The sequence below is a fragment of the Devosia sp. FJ2-5-3 genome, from assembly GCF_029201545.1.
Taxonomy (GTDB): Bacteria; Pseudomonadota; Alphaproteobacteria; order Rhizobiales; family Devosiaceae; genus Devosia.
The window spans coordinates 656,924-672,575 of record NZ_CP104007.1 but is presented as its reverse complement, the minus strand read 5'-3'; the positions used below and the strand labels follow the sequence as shown (position 1 = coordinate 672,575).

The 15,652-nt window shown below is 63.3% G+C and carries 18 protein-coding genes, 1 tRNA gene and 1 riboswitch; of the genes, 12 read left to right on the top strand and 7 right to left on the bottom strand.

Annotation, left to right across the window (positions count from 1 at the left end):
- Positions 1–133: 133 nt before the first annotated feature.
- From N0P34_RS03365 to N0P34_RS03355, 3 genes are all read left to right on the top strand, one after another.
- Positions 134–421, top strand: a complete 288-nt coding sequence (locus N0P34_RS03365) for a DUF6460 domain-containing protein (protein ID WP_275605604.1) — start codon at positions 134–136, stop codon at positions 419–421.
- Positions 421–1,092, top strand: a complete 672-nt coding sequence (locus tag N0P34_RS03360) for a nucleoside/nucleotide kinase family protein (RefSeq protein WP_275605603.1) — start codon at positions 421–423, stop codon at positions 1,090–1,092. The genes N0P34_RS03365 and N0P34_RS03360 overlap by 1 nt, the downstream gene beginning before the upstream one ends.
- A 267-nt stretch (positions 1,093–1,359) precedes the next feature.
- On the top strand, positions 1,360–2,706 hold the full coding sequence (locus tag N0P34_RS03355; RefSeq protein WP_275605602.1) for an MATE family efflux transporter: 1,347 nt from the start codon (positions 1,360–1,362) through the stop codon (positions 2,704–2,706).
- Between the two features lie 102 nt (positions 2,707–2,808).
- Here N0P34_RS03355 and N0P34_RS03350 read toward each other — a convergent pair whose 3' ends face one another.
- Entirely contained in the window at positions 2,809–3,915 is a 1,107-nt protein-coding gene (locus N0P34_RS03350; RefSeq protein ID WP_275605601.1) for a quinone-dependent dihydroorotate dehydrogenase, read from the bottom strand.
- A complete protein-coding gene (locus N0P34_RS03345; protein WP_275605600.1) occupies positions 3,912–4,280 on the bottom strand; it encodes a DUF952 domain-containing protein in 369 nt (122 codons plus the stop codon). Before N0P34_RS03345 ends, N0P34_RS03350 begins: the two co-directional genes overlap by 4 nt.
- Before the next feature lie 130 nt (positions 4,281–4,410).
- Between N0P34_RS03345 and N0P34_RS03340 the strand changes: the two genes are divergently transcribed.
- From N0P34_RS03340 to N0P34_RS03320, 5 genes are all read left to right on the top strand, one after another.
- Positions 4,411–5,061, top strand: coding sequence for a helix-turn-helix transcriptional regulator (locus tag N0P34_RS03340; protein ID WP_275605599.1), 651 nt, complete (start codon positions 4,411–4,413; stop codon positions 5,059–5,061).
- Positions 5,028–5,507 carry an aminoglycoside 6'-N-acetyltransferase gene (aac(6'), locus tag N0P34_RS03335; RefSeq protein WP_275605598.1) on the top strand — a complete coding sequence of 160 codons (480 nt, stop codon included), beginning with the start codon at positions 5,028–5,030 and terminating at the stop codon, positions 5,505–5,507. The genes N0P34_RS03340 and aac(6') overlap by 34 nt, the downstream gene beginning before the upstream one ends.
- A 98-nt stretch (positions 5,508–5,605) precedes the next feature.
- A complete protein-coding gene (locus tag N0P34_RS03330; RefSeq protein WP_275605597.1) occupies positions 5,606–6,178 on the top strand; it encodes a hypothetical protein in 573 nt (190 codons plus the stop codon).
- Position 6,179: 1 nt separating this feature from the next.
- A complete protein-coding gene (locus N0P34_RS03325) occupies positions 6,180–6,404 on the top strand; it encodes a helix-turn-helix transcriptional regulator (protein ID WP_275605596.1) in 225 nt (74 codons plus the stop codon).
- A gap of 23 nt (positions 6,405–6,427) precedes the next feature.
- On the top strand, positions 6,428–7,327 hold the full coding sequence (locus N0P34_RS03320) for a hypothetical protein (protein ID WP_275605595.1): 900 nt from the start codon (positions 6,428–6,430) through the stop codon (positions 7,325–7,327).
- A 284-nt stretch (positions 7,328–7,611) separates the two neighbouring features.
- Here the strand turns inward: N0P34_RS03320 and N0P34_RS03315 are convergent, their stop codons facing one another.
- On the bottom strand, positions 7,612–9,255 hold the full coding sequence (locus tag N0P34_RS03315) for a lysine--tRNA ligase (protein WP_275605594.1): 1,644 nt from the start codon (positions 9,253–9,255) through the stop codon (positions 7,612–7,614).
- A gap of 141 nt (positions 9,256–9,396) precedes the next feature.
- Between N0P34_RS03315 and N0P34_RS03310 the strand changes: the two genes are divergently transcribed.
- Positions 9,397–9,810, top strand: coding sequence for a tellurite resistance TerB family protein (locus tag N0P34_RS03310; RefSeq protein ID WP_275605593.1), 414 nt, complete (start codon positions 9,397–9,399; stop codon positions 9,808–9,810).
- A 27-nt stretch (positions 9,811–9,837) separates the two neighbouring features.
- Here the strand turns inward: N0P34_RS03310 and N0P34_RS03305 are convergent, their stop codons facing one another.
- Positions 9,838–10,662 (bottom strand): transporter substrate-binding domain-containing protein, encoded by an 825-nt coding sequence (locus N0P34_RS03305; protein ID WP_275605592.1) that lies wholly within the window; start codon positions 10,660–10,662, stop codon positions 9,838–9,840.
- 164 nt (positions 10,663–10,826) lie between these two features.
- Positions 10,827–12,035 (bottom strand): O-succinylhomoserine sulfhydrylase, encoded by a 1,209-nt coding sequence (gene metZ, locus N0P34_RS03300; RefSeq protein WP_275605591.1) that lies wholly within the window; start codon positions 12,033–12,035, stop codon positions 10,827–10,829.
- A 37-nt stretch (positions 12,036–12,072) separates the two neighbouring features.
- Positions 12,073–12,148: riboswitch (SAM riboswitch) on the bottom strand.
- 101 nt (positions 12,149–12,249) lie between these two features.
- Here metZ and N0P34_RS03295 point away from each other — a divergent pair.
- From N0P34_RS03295 to N0P34_RS03285, 3 genes are all read left to right on the top strand, one after another.
- Complete coding sequence (locus tag N0P34_RS03295; protein ID WP_275605590.1) at positions 12,250–13,356, top strand: 2'-deoxycytidine 5'-triphosphate deaminase; 1,107 nt, start codon at positions 12,250–12,252, stop codon at positions 13,354–13,356.
- Between the two features lie 188 nt (positions 13,357–13,544).
- A tRNA-Gly gene (locus N0P34_RS03290) sits at positions 13,545–13,618 on the top strand.
- 123 nt (positions 13,619–13,741) lie between these two features.
- Positions 13,742–13,864 (top strand): hypothetical protein, encoded by a 123-nt coding sequence (locus N0P34_RS03285; protein WP_275605589.1) that lies wholly within the window; start codon positions 13,742–13,744, stop codon positions 13,862–13,864.
- Positions 13,865–13,874: 10 nt separating this feature from the next.
- On the opposite strand, the gene N0P34_RS03280 is transcribed toward N0P34_RS03285, so the two are convergent.
- Positions 13,875–14,687 (bottom strand): hypothetical protein, encoded by an 813-nt coding sequence (locus N0P34_RS03280; protein ID WP_275605588.1) that lies wholly within the window; start codon positions 14,685–14,687, stop codon positions 13,875–13,877.
- The gene (locus N0P34_RS03275; protein ID WP_275605587.1) at positions 14,659–15,603 is read right to left on the bottom strand and encodes a hypothetical protein; all 945 of its coding nucleotides are present in this window, start codon (positions 15,601–15,603) and stop codon (positions 14,659–14,661) included. The genes N0P34_RS03280 and N0P34_RS03275 overlap by 29 nt, the downstream gene beginning before the upstream one ends.
- Positions 15,604–15,652 lie beyond the last annotated feature (49 nt).

Here is a 15,652-nt window from a genome sequence, read left to right as displayed (position 1 = left end):
GCCTCTCTCCCCCTTTTGGGGAGGGATTGAGCATGGAGGAATGAGCCTGCACGGAAAACTGACACAGAGCACCTAACGAAAAGTCTCAAACAGCCTATATGATGGGCCGGACCCTGCCAAACGGAGCGGCGTGATGACAGAAGACTACAGGCCCGAAGAGCGTTCCCCGCTCGAAAAACTAATGGGCGGCAGGCCGGTCTGGGTGGTGGTCAAGCTCGCCCTCGTCTCGCTGTTCGTCGGCTTCGTCATGTCGGTCTTCGGCTTCAATGCCCTCGATCTGGTCAATGGCGCCGTCGACCTGGTGCGCGATGCCTTCCGCGATGGCGCCGGAATTTTCCGCCAGATGGGCGCCTATGTGCTGGCCGGCGCTGCCCTTGTCGTGCCGATCTGGCTCCTGATGCGGCTGAGCCGGAGGCGATAATGGCGGAGATCATCGCGCTGACGCCCCAGGAAGCATTGGCGCGACTGGTGCCGCATAGTCTTGAAATGGAAAGCGCGGCGAACGGGCAGCGGATCGCCATCGGCCTTGCCGGAGGTCCCGGCTCGGGCAAGTCGACGCTGGCGGCCGAACTCGTGACCATGCTCAACGCCGTCAAGCCCGGCAGCGCCGCCCTGGTGCCCATGGACGGCTTCCACATGAAGCACGCCAAAATCGAGGCCATGGGCCAGGCCGACTACAAGGGCGCCCCGCACACATTCGAGGGCGCGGCCTTTGTGAGTTTTCTGCACCATCTCAAGCACGCGACCGGGCCGGTGAGCGGGCCGGGATATTCCCGAAAGATCGAAGACGTGGTGGAAAACGCCTTCACAATCCAGCCCGAGGCCAGGGTTCTTGTCGTCGAGGGCAATTATCTGCTGCTGACGGAGGGCCCCTGGGCGGGGGTGAAGGCCCTGCTCGATTATGCGGTGTTCCTGGATGTGCCGCGCAATGTCATCGAGAGGCGACTGCTGAGGCGGCATGGGGAAGAGGGACTGTTTTCCGAGGAGCGCAACCGCGCCCATATCGCCCGCAATGATTTGCCCAATTACGATCTGGTGGATGGTTCGAAAGATCGGGCCGATGTGATTTTCGAGATGGTGGTGGAGATCTAAACAGAATTCCCCTCCCGAGCGCCGCTAGGCCTTCGGCCAAGCTCTGCTTGCCCTCCCTTCAAGGGGAGGGTGGCATAGTGTGTGTGGCAGCTTTGTGCCAATGCCGAAAATGGGCGAAGCGGCATCCCCACCCACCGGCAGACACCCTCCCCCTTGAGGGGAGGGCTGGGGAGGGGGGTCTTTTGGTGCATAGGGACCGAGGACCGTCCCTAGCCGAACCGGAAAAACCCTTGCTATAAGGGCGTTCCGCCCGCCTCGAGTCCTTTCATGAATACCCGCCCCCAGCATCCGTTTCAGGTGCGATCCGCCGATGTGTGGAAGATCGCCCTGCCCGCTTCGATTGCCTTCATCACCGAGCCGATGGTCGGCCTTGTCGATATCGCCGTGATCGGCCGGCTGGGCGAGGCGGCGCTGCTGGGTGGGCTGGTGCTCGGCGCGCTGGTCTTCGATGTGCTGTTTTCGATGGCCTATTTCCTGCGCATCGGCACGGCGGGGCTGGTGGCCCAGTCGATCGGCGCAAAAGACCCGCGCGACGGATTGCTCCATGTCAGCCGGGCCCTCGTGATTGGCGTCGTCATCGGTGCGCTGATGATCGTGCTGGCCGCGCCCATTCTCTGGCTCGCGGTCAAATTCCTCGCGCCCGATGCCGGGGTCGAGGCGGCGCTGGGCGATTATCTCCACTGGCGCATCTGGGCGGCACCCTTTGCGCTGATCAATTATTCGCTGCTCGGCTGGTTCTATGGACGGGCCTCGGCCAAGACCGGCATGATGCTGCAGCTTCTGCTGCACCTGATCGATATCACCCTGTCGGTCTGGTTCGTGCATGGTCTGGGCTGGGGCGTGCCCGGCGCGGCCTTCGGCACCGTCATCGCCCAGGGCATGGCGGCCATTGTCGGGCTGTTCCTCCTCGCGCGACACTATGGCGGGCTGAAATCGCTGCTGGCGCGGATCAAGCCGGGCGAACTGGGCGATGCCACGGCCGTGACCCGCATGTTCGGGCTCAGCCGCGATATCATGATCCGCTCGCTGGCGCTGATGGGCGCCTATGCCTGGTTTGCCGCGCAGGGCTCGCGCATGGGCGAGGTGCCGCTGGCGGCGAACGCGGTGCTGCTGAACCTGCTTATGGTGGTGGCCTTCTTTCTCGACGGGATCGCCCAGGCGGCCGAGCAATTGACCGGCAAGGCCGTCGGCGCCAATTGGCGGCCGGCCTTCGAGCGCGCCTATGGGCTCTCCATGCTCTGGGGCCTCGTCATTGCGGTGAGCCTCGGGCTCGTCTGGTATCTCGGCGGGCCCTTTGTGATCGGCTTCATGACCACCAATGCCGAAGTGCAGGACTATGCGCTGACCTATCTGCCCATCGCGGCGGCCTGTACGCTCGTCTTCATGCCGGCCTTTGTCTATGACGGCATTCTCATCGGCACGACGCAGAACGTCATCATGCGCAATGGCATGATCGTTTCGCTCGGCGTGTTCCTGACGGCCGCGCTGCTCCTACAGCCCATGCTCGGCAATTGGGGCCTCTGGGGCGCGATGCATTTGTGGTTCATCGCGCGCGGGCTGATCTATTGGTGGGCGCTGGAGCGCAAGAAGGCGAGCCTATTCGCCCCGGCCTGAAGCCCAGGCGAAAGGCGGCCTATTCGTCCCGGAGTCCCCCGCCATTCGAGCATAGCTCTCATGGCCTTCAGGCCTAAAATCGCTCCACCGGAGCGATTTTGCCTATTCGGCACGGCCTGAAGCCCAGTCATCGACCTTCGTCCCCACGAGCTGGGAGATATTGGTCTTGCCCTGGGCCCGGATGGCGCTGACGAGGCCGCTCTTGATGCGGTCGAGCAGGTCGAGCCCGCCAAAGACCAGCGCCGAATAAAGCTGGATGGCATCGGCGCCCGCCTCGTACTTGGCCAGCGCCGATTGCGGCGAATGGATGCCGCCGACCCCGATGATCGGCAGGCCGCCGACGCGCTGGCGCATCTGCGCGAGACGCTGGGTGGAGAGCGCAAAGAGCGGCTTGCCCGAGAGACCGCCGGTTTCGTTGGCGTTTTCGAGACCCGCCACCGCATCGCGCGAGATCGTGGTGTTGGAAACGATGAGCCCATCGAGATCGGTGTCGAGCACGACCCGCGCAATGGTGTCGAGCCCGGCCTCGTCGAGATCGGGCGCGATCTTGAGGAACACCGGAACGCGCGTTTTCGCCTTGGCGCGGGCCACCAGCACGTCGCCGAGCAGGCGCCGCAGCGCCTCATCGGCCTGCAGATTGCGCAGGCCCGGCGTATTGGGCGAGGAAATATTGACGGTGAGGTAATCGGCCAGATCGGCAAAGCGGGTGACGCCGGCGACGTAATCGGCGACGAAATCCTCGCTGTCCTTGTTGGCCCCGATATTGACGCCCAGCGCCGCGGGCACGCGCAGGCCCTTGAGGCGCTCGAACGCGGCCTCGTGGCCCTCATTGTTAAAGCCCATGCGATTGACCACGCCATCGGCCGCGGCGATGCGGAAGAGACGCGGCTTGGCATTGCCCGCCTGCGGGCGCGGGGTGACGGTGCCGATCTCGACCATGCCAAAACCCATCAGGGCCAGCTGGCGGGGCACTTCGGCATTCTTGTCGAAGCCGGCGGCCATGCCCACCGGATTGGTGAGGCTGAGCCCGGCCAGATTGGTCGCGAGCTCGGGCGCATCCATGCCCTCCTGCTGGGGCGCAAGGCCCAGGCGCAGCGCGGTGATGGTGGCGCCATGGGCGGTTTCGGCATCCATGCGCAAAAGGGAATCGCGCGTGAGATTGGCAAGGCCCGGCAGGCGCAGCAGCGGGGAAAAGGCGGACAGGATCATTTGACATCTCCGGGCAATTGGCAGGACCCGTCGGCAGCGACCGATATCGGCGCCTCCCAGACGATGGAGGCAAGGGCGAGCGGGCCGCCATAATAATGGGGGAACAGTTCGCCCCCGCGCGAGGGCTCCCAGACGATATCGCTGCCCAGATCATCGGTCCGCACGGCGAGCAGCACCAGGTCGGACTGTCCGGCAAAATGCAGCCGCAGGGTTTCGGCCAGCTGGTAGGCGGTCGAAAAATGCATGTAGCCATCCTCGGCATCGATGGGCATGCCCTCGAAATGCCCGACGAGGCGCGCCGGGGCATAGGCCGATGCGGTGGCGATCTTGTAGATGAATTCAGGTGTGGCGGATGCTGTCGACATGGGCGGGAACCTAGTCTTGCCGGACCGGCGCCGCAAGCGCCTGAGGCACTCTTTACACGCGCTCCACCCAGTCGTAAAATAGGACTGCATTCCATACATCAAGACAAATTTCCTCGGGACGCCGCCACGCATGCTCTCACATCGGTCAATTTGGGATGGCATTGACGCCCTGGCCCGCCGACATGGCGTGTCGGTGTCGGCGCTTGCCAAGCTGGCCGGTCTCGACGCGACGGCTTTCAACATCTCCAAGCGGGTCAACAAGGACGGTCGGGAGCGCTGGCCATCGACCGAGAGCATTTCCAAGATCCTGGAGGCGACCGGCGAGACATTGGACAGTTTTCTGACCGGCAGCGGTGCCTTCATGCCGGACCACGGCCTGTCCGAGCCGCCGCGCATGTCGATCGTGCCTTTGCTGGGACTTGCCCAGGCCGGCGCAGGTGGTTTTTTCGACAGCGCGGGCTTTCCTGCGGGCCAGGGCTGGGACGAAGTGGCCCTGCCCTCCCCGGTCGATCCCGGCATCTATGCGCTCGAAGTGCAGGGCGACAGCATGGAGCCGCTCTATCGCGAGGGCGACCGTATCGTCGTCTCCCCCACCGAACAGGTGCGGCGCGGCGACCGCGTCGTGGTGCGCACACGCGATGGCGAAGTGATGGCGAAAATCCTCGCGCGCCAGACCGCCAAGCAGATCGAGCTGCATTCTCTCAACCCCGCCTATGAACCCCGCTTCATTGATCTCGTCGATGTCGAATGGATGGCGCGGATCATCTGGGCCAGCCAGTGACAACGATCCGCAACTGCACATTGGCCGATGTCGACGAATGGGCAGCATTGCGGCTTGAGCTGTGGCCCAAGGGAAGCATTGCCGAATATCGAGCTGAAAATATCGCGGCGCTGGCCGAACCAGACAAGCTGCTCAACCTGCTCGCCCGCGATGCGGCCGGCAAAGCCATCGGCTTTGCCGAGGCAGCGATCCGGCATGACTATGTCAACGGATGCAAGACCTCGCCTGTTGGGTTCCTCGAAGGGATCTATGTCGATCCGGAGTATCGACGTCGCAGCGTCGCGCGGGATTTGATTGCCGGAGTGGAAGCCTGGACCATTGAACGGGGCTGCACGGAACTGGCTTCCGATGCCGCGCTCGACAATATCCGGAGCCATCAGATGCATAATGCGCTGGGGTTCGCGGAAACCCAGCGCGCCGTCTTTTTCCGCAAGGTGCTGGCGTAGGCGCGTCGCCCCGTCAGATTATTGTTTTACGATAATAATCATTGTGAAACGATAATTCTCATGTCATATTTCCATCGTTCAGCGCGGAGATCCCCGGCATGTCCACCCCCATTGATGCATTCGGCACGGCGAGCGTAATCGACTTTACCCCCCGGCAGATCCTGCTGTTCAACGGCCTTGGCGTCACCGCCGTGGCGTTTGCAGCGCTCCTGCCGCCGGCAGTCGTGCTCTACTGGCTGACCATCGCGCCGGAGGACATTCGGGCCCTCTTGGCGCTGACAGCCGATGTCCTGCCCGACATTTCGCTCGGCCAGCGCCTGATGGCCGCGATCGTCGGCCTCTCCACCGTCATCCCGCTCGCCTGGGGCCTCTCGCGGCTTCGGACCTGCCTTTCCTGTTTTGCCTCCGGCCATCCCTTCGCCACGGAGGGAATTTCGGGCCTCCGCGGCTTTGCCCTCGGGGCAATGCTGGCGGCGCTGGCCCAGTTGATCGGCCACACGCTGATGGGTCTCGTGCTGACGATGAATGCGGTGCCCGGCCACCGGCAGGTGATCGTGCGGATCGACGCCGAGATGCTGCTGCTCGCGCTCTTTGCCGGGATCGTCGCGTCCCTCGTCTGGGCGCTGGAGCGGGCCAGCCTGATCGCCGAAGAAAACAGCCAGTTCGTCTGACATGGGCATCAAGGTCAATCTGTCCGAAATGCTGGCGCGACGGAACGTGAAGTCCAAGGAATTGGCCGAGTATATCGGGATCACCGAAGCCAATCTCAGCCTTCTCCGGCAGGGCAAAGTGAAAGGGGTGCGGTTCGACACGCTCGGCGCCATCTGCCGCTATCTCGATTGCCAACCCGGTGACATCCTCGTTTTCGAGGACGATCCCCCGGCCGCACCGGAATAAAAACTGCACCATGGAGAAAAGATATGCGGACATTGTCTTGCGCCGCCGCGATGGGTCTCGCCCTGATTTCCGCATCCGCCATTCCGGCCGCCCCCCTCACGCGGGCGGATGGCACGATTATCCACTACACACTCGACCGGCCCGAAGGCGCGGTTGAAGGGCTGATCCTGATTGCCCAGGGCTCGGGGTGTTTGCCCACTGCCAAGAACCCCTCGCTCGCTACTGTGCGCGCCGCCTTCCCAAATTATGCGGCGCTGATGATGGAAAAATCCGGCGTGATGCCGGATGCCGGGATCATCGAAGGTTTTACCGACTGTCCGCCCGAATTTCACGCCGGCTACACGATCTCGCAAAGAGTGGCGGATTATCGCGCCCTCATCGCCCATGTCCGGCAAGAGGCGCCGGACCTCTTACGTCGGCTCGTTCTGTTCGGCGGCTCGGAGGGCGGGTTGGCCGTCGCGCGGCTGGCTGTCACCGAAGGGCCGCAGGCGAGCATCATCCTCTCATCGGCCACGGGCATGAGCTTGCGGGACTTGGTGCTCGAAACAGTGCCGCCCGAAGGAAAGGCCAGCGTATCGGCGGGCTTTGACGCGGCCAGTCTCGACCCGGAGGGCACGACGCTCTTTGCCGGTTCCTCCCATCGCTTCTGGGCGGATATTTTGGGTCAAATCAGCCTCGATTACATGCTGGAGGCCGAGGGGCCATTCCTCCAGATCCAGGGTGGGCGCGACGCGTCGAGCCCACCTTCGGCCTCGCGCCGAGCGCTGGAGGCATTTGCCGAAAGGGGCTCTTGCGCCCTGACCTATTGGGAGTTTCCGGGCCTCGACCATGGCCTGGCGGCCCCGGACGGCACCGCGTATTTGCCTGACATAATCGCCATGGCGGCGCTTTGGGTAGAGAACGCACCAGAGCCCTGCGAGTAACAAGACCGTCGCCACAGACTGGGCTGAGCGATTGTCGAGCAATCTTTTTGCGATGTGTGCGGCACGGCAACTTGTCGGGGCGAGGAGAGAGATCATGCCGCAAAACACCCCCACCCGGCCTTCCCCCTGAAAAGGGGGAGGAGAAGAGAGGGTTTCCTATCTCTCCTCATACACCGGCCGGCCCCTCCCCCTACTTCAGGGGGAGGCTGGGTGGGGGTCTCATCGCCCAAGAACCAAAAAGGGCCCCGCGAACCGCGGGGCCCCAAACTGCAAACCCTAAAAAATCAGCCCTGCAGCTCGCCGGCCAGGGCCCGGGCGATAAGCTTGCGGGTGTTTTCGATGCCGTAGAGCGCCGCGAACGAACCGAAGCGGGGGCCGCGTTCCTGGCCGATCAGCACCTGGTAGAGCATCTGGAAGAACTCGCCGGACACACCGGGGCCGCCATTGGGGCTCTTCTTGGTGTGGTCCTGGTAGCGCTCGAACGTGCGCGCAACGTCGAGCGCAGCGTTCTGGATATCTTCGTTGCTGGCATCGGCCGGCAACGTGGCGAAGGTTTCCGACAGGGCTTCGAGCGCAGCGCGCTCTTCGGCGTCGGGAGCCCGATAGGTCTTTTCGACGAAATCGCGGAAATAGCGCATCGCGTAGCCGACCAGCGCATCGAGCTGCGGATGGGTGGCAGCCGAAACGCCCGGCGCATAGGCCGAGATATAGCCCCACATAACCTCGGGCGTTTCCGGATTGGACGCCGTGGCGAGGTTGAGCAAGAGGCCGAAGGTGACCGGCATGTCGACCGCGGGCACATCGCCGAAATGGACATGGAAGGCCGGATTTTCGAGCCGTGCGGCCGCATCCTGCTTCTGGTAGGCGGCGACATGGGCGAAATATTCGTCGACGGCGCGCGGGATGACATCGAAATGCAGGCGCTTGGCGACGCGCGGCTTCTGGAACATGTAGAGCCCCAGGCTCTCCGTCGGCGCATAGGTCAGCCATTCGTCGATGGTCAGGCCATTGCCCTTCGACTTTGAGATCTTCTGGCCTTCGGCGTCGAGGAACAGCTCATAGACATAATGCTCGGGCGGGGTGCCGCCGAGGATCGCGCAGATCTTGTCGTAGATGTGCTGGTTGGTCTGGTGGTCCTTGCCGAACATCTCGAAATCGACGCCGAGGGCAGCCCAGCGCATGCCGAAATCGGGCTTCCACTGCAGCTTCACATGGCCGCCGGTGACCGGAACGGTGGTGTCGCGCCCGTCTTCGTCGGTGAAGGTGATCGTGCCGTCCTTGGCGTCGACTTCCTTCATCGGCACATAGAGCACGCGGCCCGAAATCGGCGAGATCGGCAGGAAGGGCGAATAGGTCGCCTGCCGCTCGGCGCCGAGGCTGGGCAGCATCACATCCATGATGTCCTGATAACGTTCGGCAGCGCGCAGCAGCACGGTGTCGAACTTGCCGGAGCGATAATAATCGGTGGCGCTGGCGAATTCGTAGTCGAAATTGAAGGTGTCGAGGAAGCGACGGAGCATGGCGTTGTTGTGGTGGCCAAAGCTCTCATATTCATTGGTCCACGGATCCGGCACCGAGGTCAGCGGCTTTTGCAGATGCGGCTCCATCGCCTCCTTGGAGGGGACGGTGTCCGGGATCTTGCGCATGCCGTCGAGATCGTCCGAAAAGCAGAGGAGCCGGGTCGGGATCTGGTCGCGCGTCAAAAGGCGGAAAGCCGTGCGCACCATGGTGGTGCGGGCCACTTCGCCGAACGTGCCGATATGGGGCAGGCCCGAGGGGCCATAGCCGGTCTCGAACAGGGCTTCGCCCTTGCCCGACTTTTCGAGCCGTTTGACGATCTTGCGCGCTTCTTCGAATGGCCAGGCGCGGGCATTCTGCGCGGGCTCAAAGAATGAGGGATCGAGGGCGGGCAAAGCGGCAGACGACACGGGCTGACAGCCTTTCTGGAGGGCGGAAGAAAGCAAGGTCTGGTGTGTTACATTCCCGTCGGCCCGCGTCAATGACGCAGGTGGTTGCGCCACGCAAGCGGGCAGCCTAGCTATTGTCGAGTTCTACAGCTGGAAACTGCCATGACCGCCCAGATCCACGACGCCCTGATCGATTTGATGATCGTCGCCGCCTCCTCCGACAGCACCATGACCGAGAGCGAGCTGGTGCGCATCAAGGCGCTGATCGACCGGCTGCCGGTGTTCGAAGGGTTCGACCGGAACCGCCTCGGCACTGTGGCCAATGATTGTGCCGATCGGCTGAACGGGGATCACGGGCTGGACGGCGTGCTCGACGCGGCCATTGCCGCCCTGCCGGACAAGCTGCATGACACCGCCTATGCGCTGGCGGTGGAGGTGACGGCGGTCGATCTGCGGCTCGAGCAGGAAGAACTGCGCTTTCTCGAAATGCTGCGCGACGGGCTGAACCTCGACCGGTTGACCACCGCTGCCATCGAAGTGGCCGCCCGCGCTAGGCACCGCCGCGTTCCCGCTTAGAGCGGATCCCGGTTTCGCTGAAACGCTCTAGTAGAACCCGACAGGGAACCAGCGCAGGTAAAGCTCGTCCAGCGTGCCATTGGTCTTGAGCCGCACCAGCGCCCAATCGATGGCATGGCGCACCGCGTCCTGCCCGGCAGGGACGGCGATGGTGAGGCCATCGCCGAAAAGGGCGGGCCGGAAATAGGCGTCGCCGGCAAAGCTGCAACAGGCCAGATTTTCGTTGAGCCAGAACGCCGCGCGCATGCCATCGCCGAAATAGGCGTCGACAGCGCCGGTGCGCACCGCGTCGAGCGCTTCGATCTCGGTGGGGAACGGCCGCACATCGACTTCCGGCAGGTAGCGCGCCATGAACTGGGCATGGGCGCTCGCAACGCGCACGGACACGCTCTTGCCGCCCAGCGCCTCGGGCGAGAAACCGGACACCGCATCGGCGCGGGTGACGAAGCGCCCGGGCAGGGCCAGATAGGTCGATGAAAAATCGAAACGCTCGCCATTTTCCGGGGTGATGGCGAGCCCGGCAATCAGCGCGTCGCCCTGGCTATCGGCCAGGGCATTGGCCGCCTGGTCCCAGGGCCAGGCCTGGAGCGTGCAGGCGACATTGACCTCGGCGCAGATGCGGCGCGCCAGATCGACATTGAACCCGATCAGCTCCCCGGTCTCATCGCGAAAATTGAAGGGCGGGAAATCGGCCGTGGTGAGAAAGCGGATCGCGGGCACCGAACCCTGCACCGGCAGGATTTCGCGTGCGTCCGGGTCGGCGTGATAGGGCAGGTTTTGCGCATGGGCGGGGGCGAGGGAGAGGGAGAGGGAGAGGGAGAGGAGGATGGAGGCAATGACCGCAAATCCCACTGCGCCGCGCCGAACATCCCCCCACCCCATCCCTCCCCGCGAGGGGGAGGGAGCGAGGCCCGTGCGCGCGGCAATAGCCCGCCAAAGACGCGATGCGGCTCCTCCCCCCTGGCGGGGGAGGTTGGGAGGGGGGGCATGGCAGGCAGGAACCACCACCCCCGTCATCACACCTGATCCAGCCCGTACATCAGATCGGCAATCAGATCGTCGGCGTCTTCCAACCCGACCGACAGGCGCAAGAGCCCCGGGGTGACGCCGGTTTCGAGGCGCACCTCTTCGGTGAGGCGCGCATGGGTGGTGGTGCGCGGATGGGTGATCAGCGATTTCGAATCGCCCAGATTGTTGGAGATCAGCACCACGGCAAGGCTGTCGGACAGCGTGAACGCCGCCTCCTGACCGCCCTTGAGATCGATCGCCATCAGCGTCGAGCCGCGCTTCATCTGCCGCTTGGCCAATTCGTATTGCGGATGGCTCTCGTGGTGCGGATAGACCACGCGGGCGATCTTGGGATGACCGGCCAGGGCATTGGCGATCTTTTCGGCGCTGTCCGTCATGTGCTGGACGCGCAGCGCATAGGTTTCGAGCCCCTTGAGCAGCACCCAGGCATTGAAGGGTGAGAGCGTTGCCCCGGTCTGGCGCAGGAAAGTGTGCACCTCCCCTTCAATGAGCGCCTTCGACCCCAGCACGACGCCGCCCAGCACCCGGCCCTGCCCGTCAATATGCTTGGTGGCCGAATAGGTGACGAGATCGGCCCCCAGCTCGAGCGGCTTCTGCCAGAGCGCGGTCGAAAACACATTGTCCACGATCAGCTTGGCGCCGTGGGCATGGGCGATTTCCGCCACCGCCGCGATGTCGACCAGCTCCAGCGTCGGATTGGTCGGGGTTTCGAGGAACACGACCTTGGTATTGGGGCGCATGGCGCGGGCGAAATTCTCGGGATCGCGCCCGTCGACCAGGGTGGATTCTACGCCAAAGCGCGGCGCGTAATCTTCCACCACATAGCGGCAGCCGCCGAACAGGGCCTGCGCGGCCACGATATGGTCGCCGGCGCGCACCTGGCTCATGATCGCATTGGTCACCGCAGCCATGCCGGTGGCAAAGGCGCGGGCCGCTTCAGCCCCTTCGAGCAGCGCCATCCGGTCCTGGAACATATCCATGGTCGGGTTGGCAAAGCGCGAGTAATTGTGCGCGCCCTCGATCTTGTTCTGGAACAGCAGCTCGGCATGCTCGGAGGACGGATAGGAATATCCCGAATTGAGGAAAAGCGCCTCGCTGGTCTCGTTGAAGGCGGTTCGCTTGCCCCCGCCATGGACCATTTGTGTCGCCGCCGCGCGGCGCTTGGGGTCAAGGAGCGGGTTGTGGGCTTTGGTCATCGCGCGTCGCTTTCAACAAAAAAACCGGCGCGCAAGGGCGGCCGGTTCGACGGTCTTTAGCTATTTGTTTTGAGTGGCTGCAAGCGACCGGCCAAATCACCACTATGGGGCGCGATTTAACGGCAATTGCCGGGGCGCGTCAATGACGGTGGCGCAATGCGCTTGCCTTTGCTAGGGGAGTGCAAGCATTTTTGTACCGGATTGATGGGGCACCATGACCGAGCTTTGGCCCAAGGGCGTTTTCCCGGCGCGACTGATCGAAAAGCTCCATAAGGAAGCGGCGATCGTCTCGACGACGCCATTCGATGTCGACCAGGTCCAGCCGGCCAGCCTCGATCTGCGCCTCGGCGCAAAAGCCTTTCGCGTGCGCTCGAGCTTTCTGCCCGGTCCCTCCCATTCGGTGGCCGAACGCATCGAAGCGCTGAAACTCCACGAAATCGACCTCAGCCAGGGCGCGGTGCTCGAGCGCGGCTGTGTCTATCTCGTGCCGCTGCAGGAAAGCCTCAAACTCCCCGCCGATGTCAGCGCCTCGGCCAATCCGAAAAGCTCGACCGGGCGCCTGGACGTCTTCACCCGCGTTATCGGTGACCGGGCGCGGGGCTTTGACCAGATGCCGGCCGGCTACGAAGGCCCGCTCTATCTCGAAGTCAGCCCCCGCACCTTCCCGATCCTGGTGCGCACGGGCTCGCGCCTCAGCCAGATGCGGTTCCGCTCGGGGGACAGCCGCCTCAACGCCGCCGAGCACCTTGCCCTCCACCAGAGCCAGACCCTCGTCGTCGACGGCCAACAGCCGGTCGGCGAAGGCGTTGCGCTCTCCATCGATTTGCGCGGCGAAGGCCGCAACGGGCTTGTCGGCTTCCGCTCCAAACGTCACACCGCCGTGGTCGATGTCGACAAGAAGGGCGCGCTCGACGTGCTCGATTTCTGGGAGCCGATCTATAGCCGTGACCGCGCCGAGCTGATCCTCGACCCGGATGAATTCTACATTCTCGTCAGCCTCGAAGCCGTGCATGTGCCCCCGACCCACGCGGCTGAAATGGTGCCATTCGATCCGCTGGTGGGTGAATTCCGCGTCCACTATGCGGGCTTTTTCGATCCCGGCTTCGGCCACTCGGAGGCCGGCGGCACCGGCAGCCGCGCCGTGCTCGAAGTGCGCAGCCGCGAAGTGCCGTTCCTGCTCGGCCACGGCCAGACCATCGGCCGGCTGGTCTATGAAGAGCTCGCCGAAGCCCCCGACCGGCTCTACGGCACCGCGCTCGGCTCCAACTACCAGGCCCAGACGCTCAAGCTGTCCAAGCACTTCAAGCCGTTCGAGGGCTGAGCATTTCTTCGAGCATATTCTGCGGGGATCTTGCGCCCCGCAGACCCTGATCGGGCGCGTCGAGCCGAGCCGGGCGCGTCCCCTCCCCGCTCGATCCGGCCTCTCCACCGTCCCATGCGGGCATCATCGCGTCCACCATCGCAGACATCTTGACGCCCCCAAACTTTTCGCGCATTGATCCCGGCAATGCGGGTGTAGCTCAATGGTAGAGCAGAAGCTTCCCAAGCTTACGACGAGGGTTCGATTCCCTTCACCCGCTCCAAAATCTCCAATAAACCGAGACATCGCGCGACCAGCTGCATCCCGCCTGGGGATGGTGCACTCGTCTGACTGTGACCACAGATTGGACTGACCGGCTTTGCCGACGGCCCATGAGAGGGCGTTCATGTCCCCCTCCCAGCGCGTGCTGCGCCGGGAGCGGACGGTGCGTGCCGGATCCATCGAGGACGGCGGCACGCTGGTGCAATTTCCGCCTGGGCGGGTAGCGCCCAAGCGGCAGACAACTTGAAAAGGAGCGGTCAGGAGCCCCAGCCGTCGCCCGTATAGTAGTGGAACAGGATCTGCCCGACCGTGGCCATTGTGCCCTCCGCAAAGGTGACGACGATGTAGGAATAGCCGCCACCATTGCCGTTATAGTCGGCAATCAACTGCATGATGCCTGTGTCGGTATTGGTGTAAAGGAGCAGAGCGCCTTGCGCGTCCGGAAGCACCGAGTCCGTATATGCTCCAGCTCCCGAGCGTTCGATGACAGTGCCATATCCCGGGAAATCCAGCTCACTGATGGCGATCCTGTCCTCGCTGGAGAAATCGGTGATCGTGTCACCGCCCTCCATCGGCTCAAAGTAGCGGAAGATGTCCGCGCCGGCGCCGCCGGTGAGGATGTCAGCGCCGTTCCCGCCGTCGATCCTGTCGTTACCATCGCCGCCATTGATGGTGTCATTGCCTGCACCGCCGAAGATCGTGTCGTTGCCCGCCTCGCCGTTGAGCACATCGTTTCCGTCGTCGCCCCTGATTTCGTCATCGCCACCACCACCGTAGATGGTGTCGAAGCCGTAACCGCCTCGGAACGAGTCATTACCTGCGCCGCCAATGAAAACATGAGTTGATGAGGCCAGCGACGACACGTTCATGGTGATGGCATTGGTCGCGGTGACGGCCGAACCATCGACCGTCAAAACTTTACCGCTTGCGACCATACCTGAGGTGACCGCCACGTAGTTGCCCGGAGCATCGGCGAGCTTAATCGTCGTGTCTTGCCGGAAGAGAGCAGTACCTAAACTCGCAGCGTCCGTATAAATTACTTCAGTGAGATTGAGTACGCTGAGAGACATATCGCTTCGAATGGCCGACAGCGCAGAACTGATCCGCGTTCACCCCGGTAATCGTCGTAATTGAACCGGCAGTGATCTTCCCCCCCGTGGCGGTGTTGATCGCGTTGAGATCACTGGCCTCCGCCGTACCGCTGTCTGAGAGCGTCACGACAACATTGTCGGCCGTTCTGATCGTGTCGCCCGTCGTGCCCTTGTTGGTCACGAGCATCAGCTTGGTATCCGCGATCGTTCCAGACAGGGTCGTAATCGCACTTGCATCGACGAACCCTGTGGTCGCAGCCTCCAGCGCCCTGAGCTCGGCGGCCGTCGCCGTCGTCGTGCCCGTGATCAGCACACCAACATTGTCGGCCGTCTTGATCTTGTTGCCCGAAATTCCCTGATTGGTCACGAGAAGTGCAGTCAAATCAGCGACTGTGCCGATGATTTTCGAATAGGCCGTCGCATCGAGCAGGCCGGCCACGGCATCCTGATGGCCCTGCAGTTCGGTGGCGAGGATCTCGCTGCCATCCGGATCGGTGATCTTGATGGTACCAGGCCCACTAAAGGCGCTGATCCCGGCAAAATCGGCTTCCCGGATGGTTAGGGTCTTGCCTGCGGGCACGACGATATCCGTCACCGCGCTCGTGACCTGGACACTGGATGTGCCCGTCATCGCTCCAGACGTGGTAAATTCATAAGTCTTCGGCGCGGTGCCGCTTACCGTGAGGACGATGTCTTCGCCAGGATGGTTGAAGCTGATTGTGTTGCCCGAAAGCACTGCCGAAAACACCGGAGGTGCTGGTGGCGGCAACTGCCCCGTGCCGGTGGCATCGGCAACGGCCTTGGCCACGATCAGGTCCAGATTGGCGATCGAACTGGCAGCATCGGTGATCGTGCCCAGAAAATCGCGCGCAATAGACGCTGCATCGGTATACAATTAGTCAAAGAGAATTCTCTTTAGGGTCCGTAGGTTACGAAAATATCGC